This window comes from Pseudomonas sp. GW821-FHT02C04, from assembly GCF_059421845.1.
This window is the reverse complement of the sequence record NZ_JBWKVT010000001.1, coordinates 1,567,572-1,592,366: the sequence shown is the minus strand read 5'-3', so window position 1 is coordinate 1,592,366 and position 24,795 is coordinate 1,567,572. Positions and strand designations below refer to the sequence as shown.

26 protein-coding genes are annotated in these 24,795 nt (G+C 62.2%); 10 read left to right on the top strand and 16 right to left on the bottom strand.

Annotated elements, in window-relative coordinates; genetic code table 11:
- Positions 1–123: 123 nt before the first annotated feature.
- The 4 genes from AC07VV_RS07235 to AC07VV_RS07220 all read left to right on the top strand — a co-directional run bounded on the left by AC07VV_RS07235 (position 124) and on the right by AC07VV_RS07220 (position 5,146).
- Positions 124–2,448 (top strand): FdhF/YdeP family oxidoreductase, encoded by a 2,325-nt coding sequence (locus tag AC07VV_RS07235; protein WP_495035803.1) that lies wholly within the window; start codon positions 124–126, stop codon positions 2,446–2,448.
- Between the two features lie 109 nt (positions 2,449–2,557).
- The gene (locus tag AC07VV_RS07230) at positions 2,558–3,973 is read left to right on the top strand and encodes a cytochrome ubiquinol oxidase subunit I (RefSeq protein ID WP_495035802.1); all 1,416 of its coding nucleotides are present in this window, start codon (positions 2,558–2,560) and stop codon (positions 3,971–3,973) included.
- A 17-nt stretch (positions 3,974–3,990) separates the two neighbouring features.
- A complete protein-coding gene (gene cydB, locus AC07VV_RS07225; RefSeq protein WP_495035801.1) occupies positions 3,991–5,007 on the top strand; it encodes a cytochrome d ubiquinol oxidase subunit II in 1,017 nt (338 codons plus the stop codon).
- Positions 4,994–5,146, top strand: a complete 153-nt coding sequence (locus tag AC07VV_RS07220) for a DUF2474 domain-containing protein (RefSeq protein WP_082302443.1) — start codon at positions 4,994–4,996, stop codon at positions 5,144–5,146. The genes cydB and AC07VV_RS07220 overlap by 14 nt, the downstream gene beginning before the upstream one ends.
- Positions 5,147–5,211: 65 nt before the next feature.
- Here the strand turns inward: AC07VV_RS07220 and AC07VV_RS07215 are convergent, their stop codons facing one another.
- Positions 5,212–6,063, bottom strand: a complete 852-nt coding sequence (locus tag AC07VV_RS07215) for a CAP domain-containing protein (protein WP_495035800.1) — start codon at positions 6,061–6,063, stop codon at positions 5,212–5,214.
- A gap of 201 nt (positions 6,064–6,264) precedes the next feature.
- Between AC07VV_RS07215 and AC07VV_RS07210 the strand changes: the two genes are divergently transcribed.
- Positions 6,265–6,885 carry a cell wall hydrolase gene (locus tag AC07VV_RS07210; protein ID WP_495035799.1) on the top strand — a complete coding sequence of 207 codons (621 nt, stop codon included), beginning with the start codon at positions 6,265–6,267 and terminating at the stop codon, positions 6,883–6,885.
- Here AC07VV_RS07210 and AC07VV_RS07205 read toward each other — a convergent pair.
- Positions 6,882–7,769 (bottom strand): LysR family transcriptional regulator, encoded by an 888-nt coding sequence (locus AC07VV_RS07205; protein ID WP_495035798.1) that lies wholly within the window; start codon positions 7,767–7,769, stop codon positions 6,882–6,884. The two genes, AC07VV_RS07210 and AC07VV_RS07205, sit on opposite strands and share 4 nt — an antisense overlap.
- A 103-nt stretch (positions 7,770–7,872) precedes the next feature.
- Between AC07VV_RS07205 and AC07VV_RS07200 the strand changes: the two genes are divergently transcribed.
- Positions 7,873–9,273 carry an MFS transporter gene (locus AC07VV_RS07200; protein ID WP_495035797.1) on the top strand — a complete coding sequence of 467 codons (1,401 nt, stop codon included), beginning with the start codon at positions 7,873–7,875 and terminating at the stop codon, positions 9,271–9,273.
- Here AC07VV_RS07200 and AC07VV_RS07195 read toward each other — a convergent pair.
- The 4 genes from AC07VV_RS07195 to AC07VV_RS07180 form a co-directional block, all read right to left on the bottom strand.
- Complete coding sequence (locus tag AC07VV_RS07195) at positions 9,218–10,633, bottom strand: heavy metal sensor histidine kinase (protein ID WP_495035796.1); 1,416 nt, start codon at positions 10,631–10,633, stop codon at positions 9,218–9,220. The two genes, AC07VV_RS07200 and AC07VV_RS07195, sit on opposite strands and share 56 nt — an antisense overlap.
- The gene (locus tag AC07VV_RS07190; protein WP_085732003.1) at positions 10,630–11,301 is read right to left on the bottom strand and encodes a heavy metal response regulator transcription factor; all 672 of its coding nucleotides are present in this window, start codon (positions 11,299–11,301) and stop codon (positions 10,630–10,632) included. The genes AC07VV_RS07195 and AC07VV_RS07190 overlap by 4 nt, the downstream gene beginning before the upstream one ends.
- 19 nt (positions 11,302–11,320) lie before the next feature.
- Positions 11,321–11,572, bottom strand: coding sequence for a DUF2790 domain-containing protein (locus tag AC07VV_RS07185; RefSeq protein WP_085711463.1), 252 nt, complete (start codon positions 11,570–11,572; stop codon positions 11,321–11,323).
- Positions 11,573–11,739: 167 nt separating this feature from the next.
- Positions 11,740–12,453 carry a murein L,D-transpeptidase catalytic domain family protein gene (locus tag AC07VV_RS07180; protein ID WP_096820189.1) on the bottom strand — a complete coding sequence of 238 codons (714 nt, stop codon included), beginning with the start codon at positions 12,451–12,453 and terminating at the stop codon, positions 11,740–11,742.
- A 152-nt stretch (positions 12,454–12,605) separates the two neighbouring features.
- Here AC07VV_RS07180 and AC07VV_RS07175 point away from each other — a divergent pair, with 152 nt between their 5' ends.
- Positions 12,606–14,210: a L,D-transpeptidase family protein gene (locus tag AC07VV_RS07175; protein WP_495035795.1), complete on the top strand. Its 1,605-nt coding sequence runs from the start codon at positions 12,606–12,608 to the stop codon at positions 14,208–14,210.
- 3 nt (positions 14,211–14,213) lie between these two features.
- On the opposite strand, the gene AC07VV_RS07170 is transcribed toward AC07VV_RS07175, so the two are convergent.
- Positions 14,214–14,729 (bottom strand): HvfX family Cu-binding RiPP maturation protein, encoded by a 516-nt coding sequence (locus AC07VV_RS07170; protein WP_495035794.1) that lies wholly within the window; start codon positions 14,727–14,729, stop codon positions 14,214–14,216.
- 57 nt (positions 14,730–14,786) lie between these two features.
- Positions 14,787–14,990 (bottom strand): HvfA family oxazolone/thioamide-modified RiPP metallophore, encoded by a 204-nt coding sequence (locus AC07VV_RS07165; RefSeq protein ID WP_085711459.1) that lies wholly within the window; start codon positions 14,988–14,990, stop codon positions 14,787–14,789.
- Between the two features lie 241 nt (positions 14,991–15,231).
- On the opposite strand from AC07VV_RS07165, the gene glsB reads away from it, so the two are divergent.
- Together glsB and AC07VV_RS07155 are read left to right on the top strand one after the other, a co-directional pair.
- A complete protein-coding gene (glsB, locus tag AC07VV_RS07160; RefSeq protein WP_096820185.1) occupies positions 15,232–16,140 on the top strand; it encodes a glutaminase B in 909 nt (302 codons plus the stop codon).
- A gap of 69 nt (positions 16,141–16,209) precedes the next feature.
- Positions 16,210–17,712, top strand: a complete 1,503-nt coding sequence (locus AC07VV_RS07155) for an aldehyde dehydrogenase family protein (RefSeq protein ID WP_495035793.1) — start codon at positions 16,210–16,212, stop codon at positions 17,710–17,712.
- Between the two features lie 47 nt (positions 17,713–17,759).
- Here the strand turns inward: AC07VV_RS07155 and AC07VV_RS07150 are convergent, their stop codons facing one another.
- The 4 genes from AC07VV_RS07150 to cynS form a co-directional block, all read right to left on the bottom strand.
- Entirely contained in the window at positions 17,760–18,533 is a 774-nt protein-coding gene (locus AC07VV_RS07150; RefSeq protein WP_495035792.1) for an alpha/beta fold hydrolase, read from the bottom strand.
- A 171-nt stretch (positions 18,534–18,704) separates the two neighbouring features.
- A complete protein-coding gene (locus AC07VV_RS07145; RefSeq protein WP_495035791.1) occupies positions 18,705–19,364 on the bottom strand; it encodes a carbonic anhydrase in 660 nt (219 codons plus the stop codon).
- Between the two features lie 11 nt (positions 19,365–19,375).
- Positions 19,376–19,612, bottom strand: a complete 237-nt coding sequence (locus AC07VV_RS07140) for a DUF2790 domain-containing protein (RefSeq protein WP_273538972.1) — start codon at positions 19,610–19,612, stop codon at positions 19,376–19,378.
- A gap of 84 nt (positions 19,613–19,696) precedes the next feature.
- Positions 19,697–20,161 carry a cyanase gene (gene cynS, locus AC07VV_RS07135; protein WP_085731993.1) on the bottom strand — a complete coding sequence of 155 codons (465 nt, stop codon included), beginning with the start codon at positions 20,159–20,161 and terminating at the stop codon, positions 19,697–19,699.
- Positions 20,162–20,281: 120 nt separating this feature from the next.
- Here cynS and cynR point away from each other — a divergent pair, with 120 nt between their 5' ends.
- A complete protein-coding gene (gene cynR / locus AC07VV_RS07130; RefSeq protein WP_495035790.1) occupies positions 20,282–21,160 on the top strand; it encodes a transcriptional regulator CynR in 879 nt (292 codons plus the stop codon).
- 74 nt (positions 21,161–21,234) lie between these two features.
- On the opposite strand, the gene AC07VV_RS07125 is transcribed toward cynR, so the two are convergent.
- From AC07VV_RS07125 to AC07VV_RS07110, 4 genes are all read right to left on the bottom strand, one after another.
- A complete protein-coding gene (locus AC07VV_RS07125) occupies positions 21,235–21,564 on the bottom strand; it encodes a hypothetical protein (protein WP_339450143.1) in 330 nt (109 codons plus the stop codon).
- A 175-nt stretch (positions 21,565–21,739) separates the two neighbouring features.
- Entirely contained in the window at positions 21,740–22,030 is a 291-nt protein-coding gene (locus AC07VV_RS07120; protein ID WP_176504837.1) for a hypothetical protein, read from the bottom strand.
- A gap of 45 nt (positions 22,031–22,075) precedes the next feature.
- Positions 22,076–22,579, bottom strand: a complete 504-nt coding sequence (locus AC07VV_RS07115) for a GNAT family N-acetyltransferase (RefSeq protein WP_495035789.1) — start codon at positions 22,577–22,579, stop codon at positions 22,076–22,078.
- 47 nt (positions 22,580–22,626) lie between these two features.
- On the bottom strand, positions 22,627–24,570 hold the full coding sequence (locus AC07VV_RS07110; protein ID WP_495035788.1) for a DNA topoisomerase III: 1,944 nt from the start codon (positions 24,568–24,570) through the stop codon (positions 22,627–22,629).
- Between the last annotated feature and the right edge of the window lie 225 nt (positions 24,571–24,795).

The window sequence follows — 24,795 nt, the reverse complement described above, 5'->3', positions numbered from 1 at the left end:
TTTGCAGCGGTTCATATCCTTGGCCCCGTCAAACGAAACGACCGCTTTTGAACTTGAAAGTCAGTCGTCGCTGTTTAAACCCGATCAGGTTTTTGCCTGTGTGCATCGTCATGGAGAAGTCCCATGTCACAAGTCGACCGTTACAAACCCTACAAGGGCGCCGCTGCGGGTTGGGGCGCTGTGATCAGCCTCACCAAGAACTGGCTGGGCAGTGAAAACGCCCTGAAAAACATCCGCGCCATGCTCAAGACCAACCAGAACGGCGGCTTCGACTGCCCCGGTTGCGCCTGGGGTGAAGCACCTGGCGCGAGCATGCTGAAGTTCTGCGAGAACGGCGCCAAAGCGGTGAACTGGGAGGCCACCGGCCGCCTGGTCGATCCGGCATTCTTCAACAAGTACACGGTGTCGACGCTGACCGAGCAAAGCGATTACTGGCTCGAATATCAGGGCCGTATCACCCATCCGATGCGTTACGACGCGCGGATCGATCGCTATGTGGAAACCACCTGGGACGAGGCGTTCGCGCTGATCGCCAAGCACCTCAAAGGCCTGAAATCGCCTCACGAGGCCGAGTTCTACACCTCGGGTCGCGCCAGCAACGAAGCGGCGTTTCTCTATCAGTTGTTCGTCCGCGCCTACGGCACCAACAACTTCCCGGACTGCTCGAACATGTGCCACGAAGCCAGTGCGGTGAGCATGGGCGAGACCCTGGGTGTCGGCAAAGGCACGGTGGTCTACGAAGACCTGCACCACGCCGACGCGATTTTCGTGATCGGCCAGAACCCCGGCACCAACCACCCGCGCATGCTCGAACCGCTGCGTGAAGCGGTGAAGCGCGGCGCGCAGGTGGTGTGCATCAACCCGCTCAAGGAGCGTGGGCTGGAGCGTTTCCAGAACCCGCAAAACCCGATCGAGATGCTCAGCAACGGCTGGGAAGCGACCAACACCGCGTACTTCCGTCCAGCCTTGGGCGGCGACATGGCGATGATCCGCGGCATGGTCAAGTTCCTGCTGCAATGGGAACGTGAAGCCCAGGCCTCGGGCGGCGAACCGGTGTTCGATCACGCGTTCATTGCCGAGCACACCTCGGGCCTCGACAGCTACCTCGCCGAAGTCGATGCAACCAGTTGGGAGCACATCGTCGAACAGTCCGGCGTGCCGCTGCATGACATCGAACTGGCAGCGCGCATGTATGCCCGCGCCAAGAGCGTGATCATGTGCTGGGCCATGGGCCTGACCCAGCACGTGCACTCGGTGCCGACCCTGCAGGAAGTCATCAACCTGCAACTGCTGCGCGGCAACGTTGGCCGTCCGGGTGCCGGGCTGTCACCGGTGCGTGGCCACAGCAACGTGCAGGGCGACCGCACGATGGGCATCAACGAACTGGCGCCGAAAGAGCTGATGGACGCCCTGGAAAAGCGCTTCAACTTCAAGGTGCCGCGCATGCACGGCCACAACACGGTCATGGCGATTGGTGCCATGGAACGTGGCGAAGCCAAGGTGTTTATCGGTCTGGGCGGCAACTTCGCCCAGGCCACGCCGGACACCCCGCGCACCCACGAGGCGATGCGCAAACTCGACCTGACCGTGCACATCTCGACCAAGCTCAACCGCAGCCATCTGGTGACCGGGCGTGATGCGCTGATCCTGCCGTGCCTGGGCCGTACCGATATCGACGTGCAGGCCGAAGGTCCGCAAGGCGTAACCGTGGAAGACACCTTCAGCATGGTGCACTTGTCGTTCGGTAAGTTGAAGCCGAAGTCGGCGCATCTGAAATCCGAGCCGGCGATCATTGCCGGGATTGCCGCCGCGACCCTGGGCAAACACCCGATCGACTGGGAATGGGCGGTGGGCGACTACGGTCGCATCCGCAACCTGATCGCCGACGTGATTCCGGGCTTCGAAAATTTCAACGAGAAGCTGCTGATCCCCGGTGGTTTCCACCTCGGCAACGACGCCTCCGACCGTGTCTGGAACACCGAATCCGGTAAAGCCCAGTTCACCCCGTGCGTGCTGCCCGAGCATCTGATCAGCGAAGGCGTACGTAACCTGCCGGTCAAACCGCATCTGATCCTGCAAACCATGCGTTCCCACGATCAGTACAACACCACGCTGTACGGCCTCGACGACCGTTATCGCGGAGTCTACGGCATGCGCGACGTTGTGTTCGCCAACGAGCAGGACATCCGCCGGCTCGGTTTCGAACCGGGGCAGAAGGTTGATCTGGTCGCGCTGTGGGATGACGAGCGCGAGCGTCGGGTCAGCGGTTTCACCCTGATCGCCTACGACATTCCAGCGGGGCAAGCCGCTGCGTACTACCCGGAAACCAATCCGCTGGTGCCGCTGGAAAGCTACGGTGATCGCACTTACACGCCGACCTCCAAGTTCGTGGCGATCCGCCTCGAAGCGGCCGAGGCGAGCAACCTGATTTCGTCGTCGGTGGCCTGACCGACTCACGCGATCCAACCCTTTTGCAATTTGACTGGCTGCAGGCGTTCGCGCCTGGCGGTGGCCCGGCCGTGTGCTGCCGCTTTTCAGCCTTGATGAGGACATCATCATGTTCAACCTGGAGGCACTGGACCTGGCGCGAATTCAATTCGCGTTCACGGTTTCGTTCCACATCATTTTTCCGGCGATCACCATTGGTCTTGCGAGTTTCCTGGCGGTGCTCGAAGGCCTGTGGCTGAAAACCCATAACGACACTTACCGCGATCTCTACCATTTCTGGTCGAAGATCTTCGCTGTCAACTTCGGCATGGGCGTGGTGTCGGGTCTGGTCATGGCGTACCAGTTCGGCACCAACTGGAGCGGGTTTTCCGACTTCGCCGGCAGCGTCACCGGGCCGTTGCTGACCTATGAAGTGCTGACCGCGTTCTTCCTCGAGGCCGGGTTTCTCGGGGTGATGCTGTTCGGCTGGAACCGCGTGGGCCGTGGCTTGCACTTCTTTGCCACGGTGATGGTCGCCATCGGCACGCTGATTTCGACCTTCTGGATTCTCGCCTCCAACAGCTGGATGCAGACCCCGCAGGGTTTCGAAATCGTCGACGGCCGGGTGATGCCGCTGGACTGGCTGGCCATCGTGTTCAACCCGTCGTTCCCGTTCCGTCTGGCGCACATGGCGATTGCCGCGTTCGTGGCCACGGCGTTTTTTGTCGGCGCTTCGGCGGCCTGGCATTTACTGCGCGGCAACGACACCCAACCGGTGCGCAAGATGTTTTCCATGGCGCTGTGGATGGCGCTGATCGTGGCGCCGATTCAAGCGGTGGTCGGTGACGCCCATGGCTTGAACACTCTGGAACACCAACCGGCGAAAATCGCCGCCATCGAAGGTCACTGGGAAAACGCCGACAACGGACCGACCCCGCTGGTGCTGTTCGGCATCCCGGACATGCAGGCGGAGAAGACCAAATACGCCATCGAGATTCCGTACCTTGGCAGCCTGATCCTCACCCACAGCCTCGACAAGCAGATCCCGGCGCTCAAGAGCTTCCCGAAAGAAGACCGGCCGAACTCGACCGTGATTTTCTGGAGCTTCCGGGTGATGGCCGGGCTGGGGATGTTGATGATTCTGGTCGGCGTGCTGGGCCTGGCGTTGCGGCGCAATGGCAAGGTCTACCGTCATCGCGGCTTCCAGCGTCTGGTGCTGTTGATGGGGCCGAGTGGTCTGGTCGCGTTGCTGGCGGGTTGGATCACCACTGAAGTCGGGCGTCAGCCGTGGGTGGTGTACGGCCTGATGCGTACCCATGACGCCGCGTCCCATCACTCGGTGGCGCAGATGAGTACCTCGCTGGCGCTGTTCGTTGTCATCTACTGCTCGGTGTTCACCGTGGGCATCGGCTACATGATGAAGCTCGTGAGCAAAGGCCCGCAGCCGCACCACGAACACCCGCCTGAAGGCGCCCAGATACAGACCCCGCGCCGGCCTCTCTCGGCGGTCACCGACAACCTCGAATCCGCGACCCGGATCCACTGATAAAGGAGCGTTGAGTCATGGGTATTCAAGGTATCGATCTCTCGTTGATCTGGGGCGTGATCATTGCCTTCGGGGTGATGATGTACGTGATCATGGACGGCTTCGATCTGGGCCTCGGGATCCTGTTTCCGCTGATCAGCGACGAGCAGGAACGCGACGTGATGATGAACACCGTCGCACCCGTGTGGGACGGCAACGAAACCTGGCTGGTGCTCGGCGGTGCGGCGCTGTACGGCGCGTTTCCGCTGGCTTACGGGGTGATTCTGGAGGCGCTGTATCTGCCGCTGATCTTCATGCTGGCGGGGCTGATCTTCCGTGGAGTGGCGTTCGAGTTTCGCTTCAAGGCGCCGGCGGAAAAACGCTATCTGTGGGACTGGGCGTTCATCGGCGGTTCGCTGCTGGCGACGTTCTCCCAAGGTGTGGTGATCGGCGCGTATGTGGCCGGGATCCCCGTGGTGGATCGGCAGTTTGCCGGTGGCGGTCTGGACTGGCTCGCACCGTTCCCGCTGGTCTGCGGCGTCGGTCTGGTGGTCGCTTACGCTTTGCTGGGCAGCACTTGGCTGCTGGTTAAAACCGAAGGCATGCTCGAGTCGCGGATGCGTCACTACAGCCGTCCATTGGCGTGGCTGCTGCTGGCGATGGTGGTGATGATCGGCGCGTGGACGCTGCAACTGCACCCGGAACTGGCCACTCGCTGGTTCAACCATGCACACCTGACCGTGTTCGCGGGGCTGGTGGTGCTGGCGGCATTGTCGCTGTTCGGGCTGTTGCGTTCGCTGCGTCAGCGGCACACCCACTGGCCATTCGTGTTCACCCTGGTGCTGATGTTCCTCGGTTACATCGGGCTGGCGCTGAGCATCTGGCCGAACATCATCCCGCCCTCGGTCAGCCTGTGGGCGGCGGCATCACCGGCCACCAGCCAGTTGTTCGCCCTGATCGGCGCGCTGTTCATCCTGCCGGTGATCCTGATGTACACCTTCTGGAACTACTACGTGTTCCGCGGCAAAGTGAGGATCGGCGATGGCTACCATTGAAATGCGTGAAGTGAAGAGCCGCTGGTACAAACGTCTGGGCTGGCTGCTGCTGATCTGGTCCGGCAGCGTGGTGTCGCTGGCGGTGGTGGCGAGTCTGCTGAAACTGGCGATGCATGCGGCGGGGATGAGGACTCACTGAGCATAAAAAAACCGGAGCCTGGCTCCGGTTTTTTGCATCCTCCTGATGGGAGGGTGCCTTGAGGTTTATTCCCCGCCAAACATCGCCGTCCAGTAAATGCCGGCGCTGCTCTTCGGATCGACTGCGTAAGCGGCACCCAGTTCCCGGTACTGCGGGTTCATCAGGTTGGCGCAATGACCGGGGCTGGCGAGCCAGCCGGCGACGACTTTCTGCACGGTATCCTGCCCGGCGGCGATGTTCTCGCCGACCTGCTGACCGCTGTAGCCGGCCAGTTCGGCGCGGTCGCCGGGGGTACGGCCGTCGCGGTCCTTGTGGTCGAAATAATTGTTGTTGGCCATCTGACGGCTGTGATCCTGGGCCACACCGCCGAGCACGGCGTTCCACGCCAGCGGCGCGGCGGCGGAGAAGGCCTGGCCACCGCACTGGCGTGGCTGGCTGCGGGCGGCGTTGAGTTGTGTCAGCAACTTCTGGCCTTCGGCTTGCCCATCGCCCAGACGCGCCGACAGCAGTGGTCGCGCCAGCGTGATGCGCCAGTCACGGTCGGCGCGGCTGACGCCGATATCGACGAACTGCGGATCCAGCACCACCTGACAGAAACTCTCCTGAATCGCCTTCATCGCCGATGCCGCATCCCGAGGGCCGTTGAGGGTGATCGCCTGCACATTGACCATCGGGTAGCTGGCGCTGGCCATGGCCTGTTGCAGATCGACGACGCCGGTGGCTGGCAGAATCAGGCGCGGGTCGGCCGACAGCGGCGGCAATTCGCTGGACGCCTGAGTGCCACAACGCTGCGGCTGGCTGCGGTAGCTGTTGATCGACTCGACCAGTTGCGACTCTTCGGTGGCCATGGCCGAGGTGGCCAACGCCAGTCCCGTGGACAACACGGCGAGTCGCAGAACGGATGGCATGAAGCGCATGGAAATCTCCCTTGGGCTGAGTGCGCCCATGATGCGCGAAACGCCCCGGGGTCGTGCAATGTCTTTTTTCTTCATGGTGTGGTTTTCAGCACGGAACGTTGCGCCGGATTCTGCCGTCTACACTCTGCGAAGTCCCCGGAAACCGGGCGTCTCAGCCACGTAACACTTTGCCCGCAACGGGCGCTGCCGGAAGAATCGATCATGAAATTGCACGGGCTGATCTGTTGTCTTGTGTTGACCCTGCTGAGCGGCGCGGTGCTGGCCACCGATCAGGCACCGATCAAGGAAAAGGCCGAAGCGAAAGCCGAGGTACTGGAAGAAAAGGCTGCCGACAAACCCGACGCGCCCCCGGCGCCGAAGTCCGAAGCCATCACCCCGAAAGAGGTGCAAGCCGTCGACCCGGCCGGCACCGCGCCGCTGGACGACCCGATCACCTGCCTGGCGCGCAGCATCTATTGGGAAGCCAAGGGCAAGGACACGGCGGAAATGGAAGCCGTGGCCAATGTGGTGATGAATCGTCTCGGCCACGACGGCTTCCCCGGCACCGTGTGCGAAGTGGTCAAGCAGGGCTCGGAAACCAAGAGTTGCCAGTTTTCCTGGTGGTGCGACGGCAAGTCGGATCAGGTCAAGGAAGACGCCGAATATGCGCTGGCCAAGGATATTGCCGGCAAGGCGCTGAACCGCCAGCTCACGGATCGCACCCATGGCGCGCTGTATTTTCATGACCACAACGTCGACCCGAGCTGGGCGAAGAAGTACACCAAGACCGCCGAGACCGGGAAATTCCTGTTTTACAAACCCAAGGACGGGGAGGCGCGCTAGGCGCAAACCTCTCGCACACAATTGCGCAACCAGCGATGCGCCGGATCGGCGTCCATGCGTGGATGCCAGAGCATGGACACGCTGATGTCCGGCATGCGCAACGGCAGGGCGAAACTGTGCAGACCCGTGCGCAGTTTGCTGGTGTGACGTTCCGGAACGGTGGCGATCAGGTCCGATTCACGGACCAGCGTCAGCGCTGCCGAAAAGCCGCCGAACGAAGTGACGATGTCCCGCGTCAGGCCGAAGGCGAGCAGCGCCTCGTCCACCGGGCCGCTGCTGCGCCCGCGTCGTGACACCAGAATGTGCTGGCCTGCAGCGAAGCGTTTGGCGCTGACCTTGCCGCTGCTCAACGGATGCCCCTCACGCACCACACCGATCCACTGATCGCGGAACAGGATGCGACTGTGCAACGTCGGGTCGGTGCTGTCATCGACCACGCCGGTTTCCAGATCCACCCGGCCTTCGCGCAGCAGTGTGCTGTCCTTGTCAGCCTTTTGCACAAAACGCAGTCGCACGTCGGGCGCCTCTTCGGCGATGCGGGCGAGCAGGGCGGCGGCAAAGGTTTCGACAAACCCGTCGGTGTTGCGCAGAGTGAAGGTGCGCCGCAACTGGCCGGGATCGAGCACTTCTGCCGGACGCAGAACCGCTTCGGCTTCCTGTACCAGATAGCTGACCCGGTCGCGCAACTCCAGCGCACGCGGGGTTGGCACCAGTCCGCGACCGGCACGTACCAGCAGCGGATCCCCCGTGGTTTCCCGCAGTCGGGCCAGCGCCCGGCTCATGGCGGACGGACTCAGACCCAGGCGCGTGGCGGCGCGGGCCACGCTGCCTTCGCTCAGCAGCACGTCGAGGGTGATCAACAGGTTCAGGTCCGGTGCAGTCATGACATGGCGTTCCATGCAGGTATCAAGTGCAAAGCATGCGTCTTGCGCCTTGTATTGTCGAGGCTCAGGCTATGCCCATGACCTTTGCCCTGTGAGTCCCCCCATGCACCGAGAACCCCTGAGCCCTTCAGCCCGCTGGGCGCTGACCAGTCTGGCGCTGTCGATGTTGATGCCGTCGCTGGACACCAGCATTGCCAACGCCGGACTGCCGACCCTGGCGGCGGCCTTCGATGCGACGTTTCAGGAAGTGCAGTGGATCGTGCTGGCCTATCTGCTGGCGGTCACCACCTTGATTGTCAGCGTCGGACGGCTGGGTGACGGCTTCGGGCGGCGGCGCTTGCTGTTGATCGGCATCGGCATCTTTACCGCTGCGTCCCTTGCATGCGCACTGGCGCCGAGCCTTGCCTGGCTGATCGGCGCGCGGGCGGTGCAAGGCGTGGGCGCGGCGATCATGTTCGCGTTGACCGTGGCGCTGGTGGCCGATGCAGTGCCCAAAGCCCGGGCCGGCAGTGCGATGGGGTTGCTCGCTACGATGTCGGCGACCGGCACGACCCTCGGGCCTTCGCTCGGTGGGCTGTTGATGGCGCATGTCGGCTGGCAGTCGATCTTTGTGATCAATGTACCGTTGGGCTTGCTCAACGCATGGCTGGTGTATCGCTATCTGCCCAAGGATCGAATCGCCCGCAAGCCAGTTGCGTTTGATTATCCCGGCACCGCGGTGCTGATGCTGACGCTGGCGACCTATGCACTGGCGATGACGGTTGAGGGATTCACCCAGACGTTGTTGCTGATCAGTCTGTTGGGATTGGGGCTGTTCATCCTGATCGAGAAGAAGAGCAGGGCGCCGCTGATTCATTTGTCGTTGTTCACCGATTCACGCATCAGCAGCAGTCTCGCCCTGACCTTGCTGGTGACCACGGTGATGATGACCACGCTGGTGGTCGGGCCGTTTTACCTGAGTCGAGGCTTGGGGCTCAGCAGCACTCAGGTCGGACTTGTGTTGTCGGTCGGGCCGTTGCTGGCGGCGTTCAGTGGCGTGCCGGCCGGGCGTCTGGTGGATCGTTTCGGGGCGCGGCGAATGGTGCCGGGCGCGTTGCTCGGACTGGCCTGCGGTTGCGGTTTGCTGGCGCTGTTGCCGGTGAGTCTGGGACTGCTTGCCTATGTGTTACCGATAACGGTGGTTGCATTGAGTTATGCGCTGTTCCAGGCCGCCAACAATACTGGGCTGATGGCGGGTGTCGGGCAGGATCAACACGGGGTGGTGTCGGCCATGCTCGGGTTGTCACGCAATCTGGGGTTGATCACCGGGGCGGCGGCCATGGGTGCGGTGTTTGCCCTGGCCACGGACGATCCGACCCGGGCGACGGCTGCGGTCATCGCGAGCGGTTTGCACATGACTTTCGGCGTTGCCACGACGTTGATGCTCGCGGCGCTTGCGCTCGGAGCCCTCACACACCTGCGTCTCGCGTCTCCCGCGCAGGAAAGAACAGCTCAAAGCAGGTAACACCCTCAACGCTGCTGACGCTGTAGCGGCCCTGATGCAATTGCATGATGGTCGCGACGATCGACAGGCCCAGACCGTTGGATTGGGCCGAACGCTCGCGGGACGGATCGACGCGGTAGAAGCGCTCGAACAGCCGCGACAGGTGTTCGGCAGGAATTGTTGCCCCGTGATTACGTACCCGCAGGTAGCTGCCATCCGGCTCGGCCATGGCTTCAACCTGCATCGTCGAATCCGCTGCGCCGTACTTGATCGCGTTGGCGCACAGATTGGCCAGGGCCCGGCGCAGCAACATCGGTTCGGCCCAGATCACGCCGCTGCCACGGGCCTCGATGGTGACGCCGACATCCGCCGCAAGGCCTTCGAAGTAATCGGCGATGCGCTGCATTTCATCGCAGGCGTCCAGCTCCTGACGCTGGCTCAAGGCACTGGCCGGGTCGGTGCGGGCGAGAAACAGCATGTTGTCGAGCATGCGTGCCAGCCGTTCGAGTTCTTCGACGTTGGAGGCGAGCAGCTGTTGATAGGCGTCGACGCTGCGGTGCTGTTGCAGGGCGACCTGGGTTTCACCGAGCAAATTGTTGATCGGCGTGCGCAGTTCGTGGGCCATGTCGGTGGAGACCTGGCTCAGTTGCGCAACACCTCTGTCGAGCCGGTCCAGCATCGCATTGAAGGCTTCGATCATCGGCTGCAATTCCCGGGGCGTGCCGTGGCGGTCGAGGCGTTCACCGAGGTTGGCGATGCCGATCCCGTGGGCATGCCGGGCAATCCGCCGCAACGGCAGCAGGCCGCGATACACCAGCAGGCAGCCGACCAGTGCCAGCACAATCGCGGCCAATGATGCGAGGCCGTACACGCTGAGCCGGTAATTGGCGAGCATCGCCGTGCGCTCGCTCATCACCTTGGCGATGAGCACCTGCAGATTGCCCTGGTCGCCGGAGTCGATACTGGCCGCCACCGCCGAGAACGGCACGCCGTTGAGGCTTGGCAGATGCTGTACGTCGTTGAGGGCCATGACATGGTCGACCGGCACGGCGGGCACGCTCGGCAGTGCCAGGTCGCTGGGGTTGACCACGAACAAGGGCGGTTTCCCCGGCGCACCGATGGTCAACAGCGCTTCGCGGTTGCCCAGCATGTTCTGGAACAGCGCCGGTTTGTTCTTGATCAACTCCAGGGTGTTGCTGTCGTTGAGGATGGTGCGCAACTGATCGATGCGGCTGACCAGTTGGATGTCGTCGCGGCGGGTCAGTTGTTCTTCCAGCTGGTTGTAAAGCGCCGCGCCCAGGCCTGCCAGTGCAGCAAAGGCGAGCACGGCGAAGACCAGCGCCAGGCGCAACGTCAGGGAATATGTGCCGGTGATTTTCATGGCTGGGTATCGAAGCGGTAGCCGATGCCGCGCACGCTGTGGATCAGCTTGAGCGGGAACGGGTCGTCAATCTTTGCCCGCAGGCGGCGCACGGCGACATCGACCACATTGGTGTCGCTGTCGAAATTCATGTCCCACACCCGGGAGGCGATCAGCGAGCGCGACAGCACCTGGCCGGTGTGGGTGGCGAACAGTTGCAGCAGGGCGAATTCCTTGTTGGTCAGGGTGATCCGGCTGCCGGCGCGGGTGACCCGGCGTTTGAGCACGTCGATCTGCAAGTCGGCCACCTGCAATTGCTCTTCTTCATGGATTGGCCCGCGCCGGGTCAGGGTGCGCAGACGCGCCACCAGCTCGGCGAAGGAAAACGGCTTGATCAGGTAGTCGTCGGCGCCCAGTTCCAGACCCTTGACCCGGTCGGCGATGTCGTCGCGGGCGGTGAGGAACAGCACCGGCGTGTCGGCCTCCTTGCGCAGCCGGCGCAGAACTTCCCAGCCATCCATTTTCGGCATCATCACATCCAGCACGATCACGTCGAAGTCGTGTTCCAGCGCCAGGTGCAGACCGTCGGCGCCATCCCGGGCCAGGCTTACGTTGTAACCCAGTTCCTGCAAACCGTTGAGCAGGTAATTGCCGGCCTTGGGTTCGTCTTCGACGACAAGGATATTCATGGGCACTGCGCCTCACTGGTCAGTTGGTGCAACCGCTGCCTTGCACTTGATAGTCCAGCACATGTTCGCGGCCCTGGTGGTCGAGGTAGTTGAGTCGTGCGGGAATGACGCCGCAGGCCTGGGAAATATCGGTGCTGGAGAGGACTTTGTCGACATCCAGGTGCACGTAGAAGCCGTTGGTGTCGTGAATGACCGTGTTGTCCGGCATTTCGGCGGCGAACACAGTGCCAGTGGCGAGGAGGGCGGTGAAGGCAAGGATCAGGGTTTTCATGATGAGTCACTCGGGTCGGTGAAGTGGATCGGCAGTGATGCCGGAACAACTTCAGGCTACCGAGCGATCCGCTCGGCAAACCGACAACTCAATGACAAAGCTGTAATGAAACCCTGAAAACACAAATCCCCTGTGGGAACAGGGGATGATTATTACAGCGAATATTTTCAGCTGCCGTGGGTGCTGAGGATGCTGGCGATCTGTTGCGGCTGGCAGTTGAGGTACGGCGAGGACTTCAGCCAGTGCTGGTCCGGGTACCAGGAGAACATGTACTGGCCGTCCTTCAGACTGTCGATCACACGTCTGGCAACTTGCGGGCGTACGGCCGGGCAACCCTGGCTGCGGCCTAGACGGCCTGTACGTTTGCTCCAGAACAGATTCACGTAGTCGGCGGCGTGGATCACAATGGCGCGGTCACGGGCCATGTCGTTGACGCCCGGTTCCAGACCGTCCATGCGCAACGAATAACCGTGGGTGCCTTCGTAACTTTCCTGGGTGCGGAACAGTCCAAGGCTGGACTGAAAACTGCCTTCGCGGTTGGAGAACCGGGTGGCGAAGTTATCACCGGACATCGATCCGTGGGCGACCAGGTCGCGCAGGATCAGTTTTTTCTTGGTCAGGTCGAAGATCCACAGGCGTCGCTCGGTGGACGGTTGCGAATAATCGATGATCGCCAGGTGACGGGACTGCTTCGCGCCGTTGTTGATTGCGCATTGCATGGCGTTCAAGGCACCTTTCAGCGCCTGGGGATTGAGTTCCGGAGCGGCGTGGGCGAGGCTGTTGTAGAGAACCGGCTGCGAGGTGCCGGCGGCAAAAACCTGACTGGTCACCAGCCCGATGGCAGTGGCAGTCAGCAGAAGTCGGCGCAAAAACGTCAACATTTAAAGTGAGTCCTCACTGGTTACATGTTTGGCACTTTGGCTCCTGACGTCCAGTCGTCCCCGGCAGGCCCGCGAATCGGACCTGACTGTATCACCGCACCTGATGTAAGGTTGACCGTCAATCAAGACGGCCATGGATTGGAGTAAAGCAGTTGTTCAAAAAGTACGCATGCTACTTGAGCATTTGTTTGCTCGCTGCGCCGTTTGTCGTTTGTGCCGATGAGCCTCTGCCGGCACTCCCGACACTGCCGGCAGAAATGCCTGTCGAGCCGCAAAGCCCGCTGCAGGCCGCGTTGATCAGCCTGCCTCAGGCCTGCCCGGCAATTGCCGCCCGTCTCGGCGGCCCGGCGCTCGAACAGTTGCAGGCGTTCTATCAGCAGCAGGACTGGCTGCCGGTGTGGGCGGCGGCCGGGCAATTGCCGCAATTGCACGCGCAATTGCAGCTGCTGGCCGATGATGGCCTCAATCCGAAACGCTATCCGGTCGCAGAAACAGTTCCGCTGGACGGCGATCTGTGCGCCGACATCGACATCAGTCGCAACTACCTGCAAGCCTTGCAGGACCTGCATTACGGTCGCCTGCTGCAATCGCATTTCGAACCGTTGTGGCACGCCGACGAAACGCCGCGTGACCGTCAGGCCGAACTGCTCGCCATCGCCGTGCCGGGCATGCATGACATGGCGGCGGCCTTCGATCTGGCGCGGCCGAACCTGGCGCAATATCAGAATCTGCGTCACCTCTATGCCGCGCAACGCCTGCAAGCCTTGCCGCACTGGCAATCGGTGGGCAACGGGCCGCTGCTGCGCCCGGACATGGAAGACAAACGCGTACCGGAACTGGCCAAGCGGCTGTACAGCGAAGGTTATCTGAGCAGTGTGGTCGGCACGCCGGACAACGCCTATCACGGTGTTTTGGTGGAAGCCGTGAAAAGCTTCCAGGCCAACCATTCGTTGCAGGCTGACGGTGTGGTCGGGCCGGGGACGATTGCCGAGATGAATATCAGCCCGCTGACACGTCGCGAGCAGCTGCGGGTCAACCTTGAAAGGTTCCGCTGGCTGGCCCAGGACATGGAGCCCGATGGTTTGCTGGTCAACGTCGCCGCTGCCGAACTGACCCTGTACCAGGGCGGCGAGCCGGTGTGGCAGACCCGCACTCAGGTCGGTCGCGCCGAGCGCCAGACTCCGCTGCTTAAATCCCGGGTCACACGCCTGACGCTGAACCCGACCTGGACCGTGCCGCCGACCATCTGGAAAGAAGACAAGCTGCCGGCAATCCGCAAGGATCAGACCTTCCTCAGCCGTCAGAACCTGCAAGTGCTCGACGCCAATGGCCAGCCGCTGGCCGCCGCCGACATCGACTGGGACAACCCCGGCAATATCCTCCTGCGTCAGGACGCCGGGCCGCGCAATCCGCTGGGGCAAATGGTCATCCGCTTCCCGAACCCGTTCTCGGTGTACCTGCACGACACGCCGAGCAAGGCGCTGTTCGACAAGGGGCCGCGGGCGTTCAGTTCCGGTTGTGTGCGGGTCGAGCATCCGATGAAACTGCGCGACTTCCTGCTAAGCCCGGCGGAAAGGGCCCGTACCGACACCTTGCTCGCCACCGGCGCTACCCATGAATTCCGCCTGAGCAACCCGGTGCCGATCCTGATGACTTACTGGACGGCACAGGTCGACGGGAAGGGCCGCGTGCTCTACGCGCCGGACATCTACAGCCGTGACAGCGCGTTGTTGGCGGGCCTTGACCGGGCGCATTGATCTTCAACGGCTGGCGCGTTTCCAGAAGATTCGCGCCAGCCACGCATCCACGCTCAACTTGCCGGCCCCGGCAAACACCAGCGGCACCAGCGCGGCCAGGTAAATCGCCGGCAGCTTGAAGTTGCCGAAGCCCTTGTTAGTGATCGCGTAACCCTGAGCCAGTTCGCTCAACGACGACCAGTCTGCCGGCCAGTGCACGGCGGCGGTAGCGACGACCGTCACGACAATCAGTGAAATCGCCGAGATCCGCGTGCCGAATCCGATCAGGATCGCCAGCGCGCAGATCAGTTCGGCCCACATCGACAGTTCCCAGTTCAGCGTCGCCGGCAAGTGATCGAAGGGAAACGGGAAACGGTCCTGAATGTCTTCGAACCAGTTCTGGCCGTTGAATTTCTCCAGGCCCGATTCGAAAAACTCCCAGGCGATGAACAGGCGCAGGGTCAGCGGCGCCAGCCATTGGCCTGCGCGATCAAGATTCAGGTGCAGGCCTTTGACGGCCGTCGAGAGAGCAGTGGTCATGGGATGGCTCCGTTCAGTCAAGGGAAAACGGGACACCGGCGTGCCCCGTGAAGAGGGTTATTCGCCTGCGCCGCACTTGCCTTCGCCGCATTTGCCTTCCGAGGTTTTTTCCGGGGTGTCGGCCTGGGCCTGGGTCTGGCTGTAGCCGTGATCCAGTTGCTTGACGCTGAAGGCTTCGGAGGCCGAAGCCGCGTTGGACAGGGCCAGGCCACCGGCCAGCAGCAGGCCGAGCGTCAGGGAGGTTTTCGAGAGTTTGGTCATGGTGATTCTCCGATACGAAATGTGAGTTCAAAGGATTGATCGGGGCTGCCGATCGACAGGTTCATTTGAACGTCGGGCTGTATCGGTGATGTGTCGCGAACGGGGGGATTTGTGCGCGTGGTGTGTCCGTCGCCGCGTCGTATACAGTGCGATACACAAACGCGGTGTGATTCGGCTGGCGGGCGCAGCGTCTAGCCACGGTGTCCCCGCAATCCCATGGGGCGAGACTTCGAGACCCGGCATGCAAGCGCTGTTGAACGAGATCCTTGACGCTGTCCGGCCCCTGATCGGGCAGGGCAAGGTGGCTGACTACATTCCCGCCCTCGGCACCGTGCCGCCCGATCAACTGGGCATCGCGGTGTACGGCAACGACGGCGAGATGTATTGCGCCGGCGATGCCGAGACACTGTTCTCGGTGCAGAGTATTTCCAAGGTGTTCAGCCTGGTGCAGGCCATCGAACACTCCGGCGAGGCGATCTGGGAACGCCTGGGCCACGAACCGTCCGGCCAGCCGTTCAACTCGCTGGTGCAGCTGGAATTCGAACGCGGCCGTCCGCGCAATCCGTTCATCAACGCCGGGGCGCTGGTGATCTGCGACATCAACCAGTCACGTTTTGCCGCACCGGCGTTGTCGATGCGCGATTTCGTGCGTCGGTTGTCGGGCAATCCGCAGGTGATGGTCGACGGCAAAGTGGCCGAGTCTGAATACCAGCACCGCGCACGCAACGCGGCGATGGCCTACCTGATGCAATCCTTCGGCAACTTCCACAACGACGTCGAAGCGGTGCTGCGCAGCTACTTCAGCCACTGCGCGTTGCGCATGAGCTGCATCGACCTGGCCCGGGCGTTCTGCTTCCTGGCCAACGACGGTTATTGCAAACACAGCGGCGAACAGATCCTCACCCGCCGCCAGACCCAGCAAGTCAACTCCATCATGGCCACCAGCGGCCTGTACGACGAAGCCGGCAACTTCGCCTACCGCGTCGGCTTGCCGGGCAAGAGCGGTGTCGGTGGCGGCATCGTTGCCGTAGTGCCGGGGCAATTCACGGTGTGCGTGTGGTCGCCGGAGCTCAACGCGGCGGGTAACTCGCTGGCGGGGATGGCGGCGCTGGAAATGCTCAGCTCGCGGATCGGCTGGTCGGTGTTCTGAGCCTGTGTTGCTTTGAGGGTGGGCAAGCTATACATTTTCCGGCCGCCCTCAATATGGTGAATCCGCTCCATGTCTCTCGCGCTCGAACGTCTCGTCGCTGGCACGCCCATCCCTTTCGCCGGTAACCGCGTCACCGTGGTCAGCCCCGAACTGGCCGAGCGTTTCCGACCCGGCGACCACCTGTTGGTGGAGCAGGTGAGTGGCGAGTTGTTGCTGATTCCCGTGGTGGACCAGCAGGCGGCTTCGGATGCGATCGAGCGTGCAGCGGCGGCGTTTACTGCGTTGTCTGCGGTGTCGGATGAGGCCATCAGCCGCTTCTTCGATCTGTTTGCCCAACGCCTGGAAAACCCGGACGCCTGGGCGCTGATCGAAACTGCCAACCTCGCTGACATCGAACGGGCCAAGGCGCGCGGTCGTTCGACCACTCGTTTGCTCGCCGACGAGCGCATGCGCCGCGACATGATCGCCGGCCTGCGCGCCTGGCGTGATGCGCCGGCCACGCGCGGCAAGGTTATCAGCAGCGTCGAACACGACGGCTGGAAGGTCGAGCAAGTGGTGTCGCCGCTGGGCATCGTCGCGTTTGTGTTCGAAGGCCGGCCGAACGTCTTCGCCGACGCCGCTGGCGTACTGCGCACCGGCAACACCGCCGTGCTGCGCATTGGCAGCGATGCGTTGGGCACCGCACAAGCCATCGTCACCCACGCCTTGAACCCGGCGCTGGCCGATGCCGGACTGCCGGCGGGTGCGGTGTCGCTGGTCGAGAGCGTCAACCACGCCGCCGGTTGGGCGATGTTCGCCGACCGGCGTCTGTCGCTGGCGGTGGCCCGTGGATCGGGCCGTGCGGTCAGCCAGTTGGGCAGCATCGCCCAGCAGGCCGGTACCGCCGTCAGCCTGCACGGCACCGGTGGCGCGTGGCTGATCGCCGATCGCGATGCCGACGCAAAACGTTTTGCCGCTGTGGTACGTAACTCGCTGGATCGCAAGGTCTGCAACACCCTCAACGTCTGCCTGATCCAGCGCGAGCGTGCCGCTGAACTGGTGCCGTTGTTCCTCGATGCCTTGCAGCAGGCCGGCACCGCGCGCGCTCAGGGCTGCAAATTGCACATCGTCGAAGGCAGCGAAAGCTACCTGCCGAGCGACTGGCAGAACGCGACGGTCGAGGTCTATCGCGCCGAGGGTTACCAGACCGAAGCCCTGGCCGAGCCATTGCCCGAGGCACAACTGGGTCGCGAGTGGGAGTGGGAAGAGACCCCGGAAACCAGCCTGATGATCGTCGATGATCTGGATCAGGCCATCGCGCTGTTCAACCGTTACAGCCCGCAGTTTACGGTGTCGCTGATCAGCGAAGACGCGGCGGTTCAGGAGCGTTTCTACAGCGCGGTCAATGCGCCGTTCGTGGGCAACGGGATTACCCGTTGGGTCGACGGCCAGTACGCGCTGAACAAGCCGGAACTGGGGCTTTCGAACTGGGAAAGCGGTCGGTTGTTCGCCCGTAGCGCGATTCTTTCGGGTGACGGTGTGTTCACCGTGCGCAGCCGCATGACCCAGGTCGATCTGGGCGTAAAACGCTAAAACCAAAACGCCGCGCCTGTCGCAATGACAGGTGCGGCGTTGTTGTTTCACTTGGCGGTGGCGGCGGATTCGATCAGGCTGGCCACGGTTTTCGGATTCGACACCATCACCACATGGGACGCGCCTTTGACCACCACGGTCTTTTGGGCGTGCGCCCGTTCGGCCATGAACGCCATGGCTTGTGGCGGGATGTTCTTGTCCTTGTCGCCGTACACGAACCACGACGGAATCGTTTTCCAGGCCGGCTCGCTGGCTGCCTCGTTCAGCGCGGCCTCGGTGACCGGGCGCTGGGTAGCGGCCATCAGTTTTGCGTCAGCGTTTGGAACATCGGCGGCGAACTGGTCGTGGAACTTGTCCTGCTGGATGTACAGATCCTTGCCGCCATCCTTCAGTACAACGGGCGGCGCGAGGGTCGGGCCGAGGGTGCTTCCGGGGAATTTTCCGGCCAGTCCGGCCACGGTTTCACCCGCTTCGGGCGCCAGCGCCGCGACATACACCAGCGCCTTGACGTTGGCGTTGCCGTACGCGGCTTCACTGATCACAGGCCCGCCATAGGAGTGGCCGACCAGCACCACTGGCGACTTGATTCCGGCCAGCACATCGGCGACTGATTGCGCATCGCCCTTGAGCGTACGCAGCGGGTTGGCCGCCGCGATTACCGGATAACCGTCCTTTTCCAGAATCTTCACCACACCGTTCCAGCTGCTGGAATCGGCAAAGGCTCCGTGCACCAGCACCACGGTTGGTTTCTCGGCGGCCATCGCCGAGGTGGCGCCGGCCATGGCGGCGGCGAGGGCCAGTCCTGCAAACAGCTTGTTCATCGAATGTTCCTTGTGTCGGGAGGAGGGATGCAACGTCAGGGCTTATTCAAGGCGCACGCTGTATCGCTGATGTGTCCGCCTTCCGGTGCGGGTGCATGGAACTGTGTCTGGCAGGGTGCTGGCTACACGCTGATACAAAGCAAACGCCCCGGCAGGTGCGGGGCGTTCGGTTCAGGCGGCATTGACCGTTTGGCCATACACCGCGCACGTCGATGGTTGCTCGGCCAGCGAGACGAAGGTGCGGCGGTCGGCGCTCAAGGCATCGATGGAGCCGGTCTCGATGTCGTACACCCAGCCGTGCAGGTTCAGCAGACCTTTTTCCTGGGCCAGACGCACGCTCGGGTGGGTCTGAATGTTCGCCAGTTGGGCGATCACGTTCTCGCGCACCATCGAACTCAGCTTGGCCGCGTCATTGGCGTGTGGTCGCGATTCGTTGACCACTTTCGCCGACTCGGCGTGTTGCAGCCAGCCGCTGACGGCGGGCAGGTGATCCATGCATTTGCATTGGGCGATGGCGGTCATGGCGCCGCAATCGGAGTGGCCGCAGATCACGATGTCGGTCACGCCAAGCACGGCCACCGCGTATTCCACCGTCGCCGAAACCCCACCCGGATGCGGGCTGTAGGACGGCACGATATTGCCGGCGTTGCGGATCACGAACAGTTCGCCGGGTTCTTGTTGGGTCAGCAGTTCCGGAATTACACGACTGTCGGAGCAGGTGATGAACAACGTGCCCGGGGTCTGGGTAGTCGCCAGGTATTTGAACAGTTCAGTGCGTTGCGGAAAGGCTTCGCTCTGGAACTTCAGGAATCCTTCGATCAGGTTTTTCATGGTGTGTCCTCTCAGTTGGAGCAGCCAGTGCCGAACTCGCTGTATTGAAGAATGTGTTTTGCGCCATTGCTGTCGAGGTAGGTCATTTCGACCGGTACCACGCCGCAGACGTCGGCGACCGGGGTGATGCTCACGACCTGCGCGATGTCCAGTTGCATGCCGTAGCGGTAGGCGACAGCTTCTTCACTGGCCTGGGCTTGAGCGCAAAGGCCGGCGAGCAGGGCCAGGGACAACAGAATTTTTTGCATGGGGCAGCCTCCAGACGGATGTGGTGACGACTTGGCAATTCAGGTTTGGGCGGGCCCGCACGCGGGGTGCGGGCTCGGGATGGATCAGAACGGACGCAGCGGGAGGAACTTGCCGTCGAGGGTGACCACGGCGCGGGAACCGCCTTCAGGGTCTTCGACTTTCTTGATGTCGAGCTTGAAGTTGATTGCGCTGATGATGCCGTCGCCGAACTGTTCGTGAACCAGTGCCTTCAGGGTGGTGCCGTAGATCTGGATCATTTCGTGGAAGCGGTAGATGGTCGGGTCGGTCGGCACACCATCGAGGCTGCCGCGCAGCGGGATGATTTGCAGGGCGGCGACGTCTTCGGCGCTCAGTTGCAGTTTGTCGCCCACGACTTCAGCGGCGGCTTTTGGCAGCGGGTGCTGGCCGAGGAGGGCGGCGGTCACGTAGGCCAGGCTCAGGCCGGTGCCGTCGGCCAGGTCCTGCCACGACAGGTTTTTCTGTGCCTTGGCATCCAGGGCGCGAGTGGTCAGGGCGATGCGGCTGTCGTTGTAGGCTTGAGATTGCATGGTGTTTCTCCTTTCGGGGTTGGCTTGCTGTGTGGGGTTCATCTTCTGCCGATTGATCCATAGCGTCCAAGACCGATATACAATGCCAAGCATAAGCACTGCCTATAGATGGAGAGTCCCATGCTGCTGCGACATTTGCGTTACCTGCTGGCCGTGGCCGATCACGGCGGCTTCACCCGGGCAGCCGAGGCGCTGCACGTGTCGCAGCCGACCCTGTCGCAACAGATCCGCCAGTTGGAGGAAAGCCTCGGTGTGGATCTGTTCGACCGCACCTCGCGCTCCGTAAAACCCACTGACGCCGGCCAGGCCTACATCGAATGCGCACGACGGGTGCTGGTGGAGCTGGAGGCGGGCAAGCGCGCGTTGCATGACGTGAAGGATCTGTCCCGAGGCTCGCTGCGCCTGGCCATGACCCCGACCTTCATGGCGTATCTGGTGGGGCCGTTGGTGCGCGATTTCGTGGCGCGATATCCGGGGATTCACCTGGAAATTTTCGAGCTGTCGATGGATGACATCGAGGCCGGACTGGCGGATGACTCGCTGGATATCGCGATTGCTTTCACACCAGTGCGCAATCCGGACATTGAATGCGTTCCGGCGTTTGTCGAGACGCTGGGGGTGATGGTCGGGCGTGAGCATCCTTTGTATGAAAGCGCTGCAGTGCTGACGCCGGATGACATTGCGCAGCTGGATTTCGCTCTGTTGGCGCCGGACTTCATCACACGGCTGTCGATCGACGAGTATTTCCGTCAGCACGGCATCACGCCCAAGGTGCAGATCGAGGTGAACTCCGTGAGTACATTGCTGGAAGTGATCCGGCATGCGCCGATTGCGACCATGTTGCCGGAGGCCATTGCGACCGAGGATCGGGCGTTGCGCCGGTTGCGGGTCGAGAGTGAGGCGCCGCAGCGGGGGGCGGCGTTGTTGCGGCGCAAGAACAATTATCACAGTGCGGCGGCGGTGGCGTTCATGGAGATGGTGTTGGAAACCCGTTCATGAACATTGCGGGTGATCAATAAAAAAGGGCCTGCTCCTTATCGGAGGCAGGCCCTTTTGTTTATTGAGGTTAGAACTCAGTAGAACCGATCAATCACCCGAACTTCGTTCTTGTTCTGCATCGAGTCCCACGCCTGTTTCAGCGTTTGCAGAACATTACCGATGAAGTCCTTGTCGGCCGCGGCTTTCTTGCCGACATAGCCGTGGCCGCGGCGGTACATCTTCAGGCGGGCCAGCAGGTTCTGGTTGTTCTGGTCGAACTCTTCTTCACCAGCATGGGGCGACAGGCAGTCGATATGCACCTGACCCGACTTGCTGATCCACAGAATATGGCTGTCGTGGCTGTCTTTTTGCGCAGCGAACATACGAGCCAGTTCTTCGATAGTTGGTTGATTGTTCAGATTCATGATTTTGCCCCTTGACCAGTCTGGTGATCTTTCAAAGTTGATTCGCTAATACAGGTAGCCCATCGGTTAGTTGATCCCTGGCACCGAAACCAGGACGTCAGCGGTCGCCCGTGTGAAGTACGGGGTCATGCATCTGTTGCATGTAGTCGTGTTGAATAACTGCTACGCAATAGCGTCACAACGAGGAGAAGCAGCGAAAACCGGGAGGCTCCTTGACGACGTTTTCAGGGTCGACCACAAGCGTCTTGAGAATTTTCGCCAGCGCTTCTCGTCCTTGTACTGGACGTTCAGGCCAGGTCAGCTTCTTCAATCTGCCTTGTGGGCAGCGTGTATCCGGAAAAAACAGCTCGGCGGTCAGACGAGCTTGCTCAAGCGTGTTGCCAGTGCTCCCGATCGGGGAGACGTCTGCATCATGCAAAAGCAAAACGACGCCGTCAACGGTTTTGTAGTGATTATTTTTGGTCACTACATATTGTCGGACAAAGTCATTCTGGAATGAGAAAAGGGTCGTTCAGGCAACGTGGGAAGGGCTGCGCAGGCAGTAGAACGTGCAGGGGTAACCGTCTACGGTTTTCTGCTGGCGAGTGAAGTCGCCGCCGCTCACCGCGGGGATGACCCTGGCCCAGAACCGCTGCGCAGGCAGGTTGGCGTCGACATGGAAAATCTGCCATTGACCGGGCAAGTGGCTCAAGAGGGCAGAGGCGACAAACTGCGCGACGCCTTGGCCACGCCAGCGTCGGCTGACGAAGAAATAGCCGATGTTGTAGTCGGCGCCTTCGATGAGGAGGTGGTCATCGACGGTCACGAACCCCGCCAGTTCGCCGTCGACGTGGATCAGGAACGGCCGGGTTGCCGGTTGGCGCCAGTAATCGTCCTTCAACTGGATCGGGAAGAAACCATGCTCGGCAAGCTTCAGCGGCAGCCATTCGCTGAAGTCGTAGGTGTAGAACTGCATCAGGTTTTCGATGGTGTCCAGTTCGTCGCGCCGGGCGACGCGCAGTTCGATGACAGACATGCCGCAGCCTCCTGACAATCACTGCAGAAACAGTAGCGCGCAGCGGGCTATTTGGCTGCCGGTTTCGCCGCACGTTTGCTGGTGCCGGTGGTTTTTCGCCGAGTGGTCTTGCGCTTGTTCTTCCACGGTGCAGCGGCCTTGCCGGCAGGGGGCGGGCCGCTGATGGTCAGGCTCAGCCCGGCGCAACGGGTCACTTGCTTGCTCATCCACGCGGCCTGTTTGGTGACGAACTCTTCCAGACTCATCTCGCCGCTCTGCACCATGTCCAGCGCCTGTTCCCAGATCGCCGTGGTGCCGGGGTCGGCAATCGCTCGTGGTACTGCGTCGATCAGGCTGAACGCCGCGGGCGTGGCGGCGAGGGCCTTGCCGTTTTTCACCAGATAACCGCGATCCAGCAGGCCTTGAATGATCGAAGCACGGGTGGCTTCGGTGCCGATGCCGGTGGTGTCCTTGAGTTTTTGTTTGAGCAGCGGGTCTTCCACCAGTTTGGCGACGTTCTTCATCGCCTTGATCAGATCGCCTTCGGTGTAGGGCTTGGGCGGCTGCGTCCACAGGTCCTTGAGCTTCACGTCAGCCACGGCGCACTCGGCGCCTTGAGTCAGCGTCGGCAGGGTTTGCGGCGCAGGGGCTTCACGGCCCTTGGCCGGGGCCAGTGCTTCCGGTAGTGCGCGTTTCCAGCCCGGCTCGATGATCTGTTTGCCGATGGCACGCAAGGCTTCACCGGCGCAATCGAAATCGGCCTGGGTGCGGTCGTATTCATGATTGGGCAGGAACTGCGCCAGATACCGCGCACGAATCAGCGTGTAGACCGCCCGGTGCTTGCCGGTCAGGCGTTCGAGATTCTTCGCGGCGGCGGTGGGGATGATGCCGTGGTGGGCACTGACCTTGGCGTCGTTCCAGGCGCGAGAGCGGCGCTGTGGCTCCAGATGCTCGCGCAAGGCGTCGAGGCTTGGATCAGCCTGACGCAGCGCCGCGAGAATCCCCGGCGCCTCGCTGTGCTGGCTCACGGGCAGGTAGCCGCAATCGCTGCGCGGGTAGGTGATGACTTTGTAGGTTTCGTAGAGGGCCTGGGCGATGTCGAGGGTTTCCTGGGCTCCGAGGCCGAGCTTCTTCGAGCAGACTTCCTGCAAGGTGCCGAGATCGAAGGGCAGAGGCGCCACTTCGCGCATGCGCTCGGTGCGCAGCTTGACCACCCGGGCGCTGGCGGCGCTGCTGATCGCCGCAGCCGCTTGCTGAGCGAGGGCCTGATTGAGGCAGCGATCCTGATCATCACAGGCGTCGTTTGGCGCACGCCATTGCGCAGTGAACGCCGTGTCGTTGTGCAGCAGTTGCACATCGATGGCCCAGTACGCCACCGGCACGAAGTCAGCGATGCTGCGGTCGCGATCCACCACCAGCCGCAGGGTTGGTGTCTGCACCCGGCCCACCGGCAATACGCCTTGATAGCCCGATTGCCGGCCGAGCAGAGTGAACAGGCGACTCATGTTCATCCCGATCAGCCAGTCTGCCCGAGAACGCCCCAATGCCGAGTGATAGAGGCTGAAGGTTTCAGCGCCCGGCTTCAGAGCCGCCAAGGCCTTGCGGATCGATGCTTCGTCCAGCGCCGACAGCCATAAGCGGCGGATCGGCCCGCGATAGCGGCAATGCTCTACCAGTTCCCGGGCGATCATCTCGCCTTCGCGGTCGGCGTCGGTGGCGATGATCAGTTCGCTGGCCTCGCCGAGCAGGCGCTTGACCGCTTTGTACTGGCTGGCAGTGCGCGGCTTGACGGTCATTTTCCATTTGTCCGGGATGATCGGCAGGTCCGCCAGCACCCAGCGCTTGTAGCGTGCGTCGTAGGCGTCCGGCGGGGCGGTTTCCAGCAAGTGGCCGATGCACCAGGTCACCGTGATGTCCGTTCCCAGCCAGCAGCCGTCGCCTCGGCGCCTGGCGCCCAGCACGGCCGCAATATCCTTGGCCTGGGAAGGTTTTTCACAGAGGTACAGCCGCATAACCACCGTCGTCGATCATTGCCCGAAGAGGCGCACAGAATGGCCTGAGTCGGGCGAAGGGGCAACTTTTATCTGTATGGATATACAGATAAAAGGATTGCCGGTCATGACAGCCGTCGCCGGGGCAATCGGGGACGCTATCGAGAAATTGATTAGCGCCCCCCTTGGCGGCTGTGGCAGGTTCAATCTGCCTCAACAGGGCGAGTGACAGGACGATCTCGCCAG

Excerpts from the sequence above, each read along its gene's own strand:
- AC07VV_RS07155 (WP_495035793.1), top strand. The coding sequence starts at position 16,210 with ATGTCTCTCGCGCTCGAACGTCTCGTCGCTGGCACGCCCATCCCTTTC.
- AC07VV_RS07170 (WP_495035794.1), bottom strand. The coding sequence starts at position 14,729 with ATGACCACTGCTCTCTCGACGGCCGTCAAAGGCCTGCACCTGAATCTT.
- AC07VV_RS07190 (WP_085732003.1), bottom strand. The coding sequence starts at position 11,301 with ATGAATATCCTTGTCGTCGAAGACGAACCCAAGGCCGGCAATTACCTG.
- AC07VV_RS07220 (WP_082302443.1), top strand. The coding sequence starts at position 4,994 with ATGGCTACCATTGAAATGCGTGAAGTGAAGAGCCGCTGGTACAAACGT.
- AC07VV_RS07230 (WP_495035802.1), top strand. The coding sequence starts at position 2,558 with ATGTTCAACCTGGAGGCACTGGACCTGGCGCGAATTCAATTCGCGTTC.
- AC07VV_RS07125 (WP_339450143.1), bottom strand. The coding sequence starts at position 21,564 with ATGAATCTGAACAATCAACCAACTATCGAAGAACTGGCTCGTATGTTC.
- AC07VV_RS07165 (WP_085711459.1), bottom strand. The coding sequence starts at position 14,990 with ATGACCAAACTCTCGAAAACCTCCCTGACGCTCGGCCTGCTGCTGGCC.
- AC07VV_RS07195 (WP_495035796.1), bottom strand. The coding sequence starts at position 10,633 with ATGAAAATCACCGGCACATATTCCCTGACGTTGCGCCTGGCGCTGGTC.
- AC07VV_RS07150 (WP_495035792.1), bottom strand. The coding sequence starts at position 18,533 with ATGAACAAGCTGTTTGCAGGACTGGCCCTCGCCGCCGCCATGGCCGGC.
- AC07VV_RS07235 (WP_495035803.1), top strand. The coding sequence starts at position 124 with ATGTCACAAGTCGACCGTTACAAACCCTACAAGGGCGCCGCTGCGGGT.
- AC07VV_RS07210 (WP_495035799.1), top strand. The coding sequence starts at position 6,265 with ATGAAATTGCACGGGCTGATCTGTTGTCTTGTGTTGACCCTGCTGAGC.
- cynS (WP_085731993.1), bottom strand. The coding sequence starts at position 20,161 with ATGCAATCTCAAGCCTACAACGACAGCCGCATCGCCCTGACCACTCGC.
- AC07VV_RS07180 (WP_096820189.1), bottom strand. The coding sequence starts at position 12,453 with ATGTTGACGTTTTTGCGCCGACTTCTGCTGACTGCCACTGCCATCGGG.
- AC07VV_RS07185 (WP_085711463.1), bottom strand. The coding sequence starts at position 11,572 with ATGAAAACCCTGATCCTTGCCTTCACCGCCCTCCTCGCCACTGGCACT.
- AC07VV_RS07205 (WP_495035798.1), bottom strand. The coding sequence starts at position 7,769 with ATGACTGCACCGGACCTGAACCTGTTGATCACCCTCGACGTGCTGCTG.
- AC07VV_RS07200 (WP_495035797.1), top strand. The coding sequence starts at position 7,873 with ATGCACCGAGAACCCCTGAGCCCTTCAGCCCGCTGGGCGCTGACCAGT.
- cydB (WP_495035801.1), top strand. The coding sequence starts at position 3,991 with ATGGGTATTCAAGGTATCGATCTCTCGTTGATCTGGGGCGTGATCATT.
- glsB (WP_096820185.1), top strand. The coding sequence starts at position 15,232 with ATGCAAGCGCTGTTGAACGAGATCCTTGACGCTGTCCGGCCCCTGATC.
- AC07VV_RS07215 (WP_495035800.1), bottom strand. The coding sequence starts at position 6,063 with ATGCGCTTCATGCCATCCGTTCTGCGACTCGCCGTGTTGTCCACGGGA.
- AC07VV_RS07115 (WP_495035789.1), bottom strand. The coding sequence starts at position 22,579 with ATGTCTGTCATCGAACTGCGCGTCGCCCGGCGCGACGAACTGGACACC.
- AC07VV_RS07110 (WP_495035788.1), bottom strand. The coding sequence starts at position 24,570 with ATGCGGCTGTACCTCTGTGAAAAACCTTCCCAGGCCAAGGATATTGCG.
- cynR (WP_495035790.1), top strand. The coding sequence starts at position 20,282 with ATGCTGCTGCGACATTTGCGTTACCTGCTGGCCGTGGCCGATCACGGC.
- AC07VV_RS07145 (WP_495035791.1), bottom strand. The coding sequence starts at position 19,364 with ATGAAAAACCTGATCGAAGGATTCCTGAAGTTCCAGAGCGAAGCCTTT.
- AC07VV_RS07140 (WP_273538972.1), bottom strand. The coding sequence starts at position 19,612 with ATGCAAAAAATTCTGTTGTCCCTGGCCCTGCTCGCCGGCCTTTGCGCT.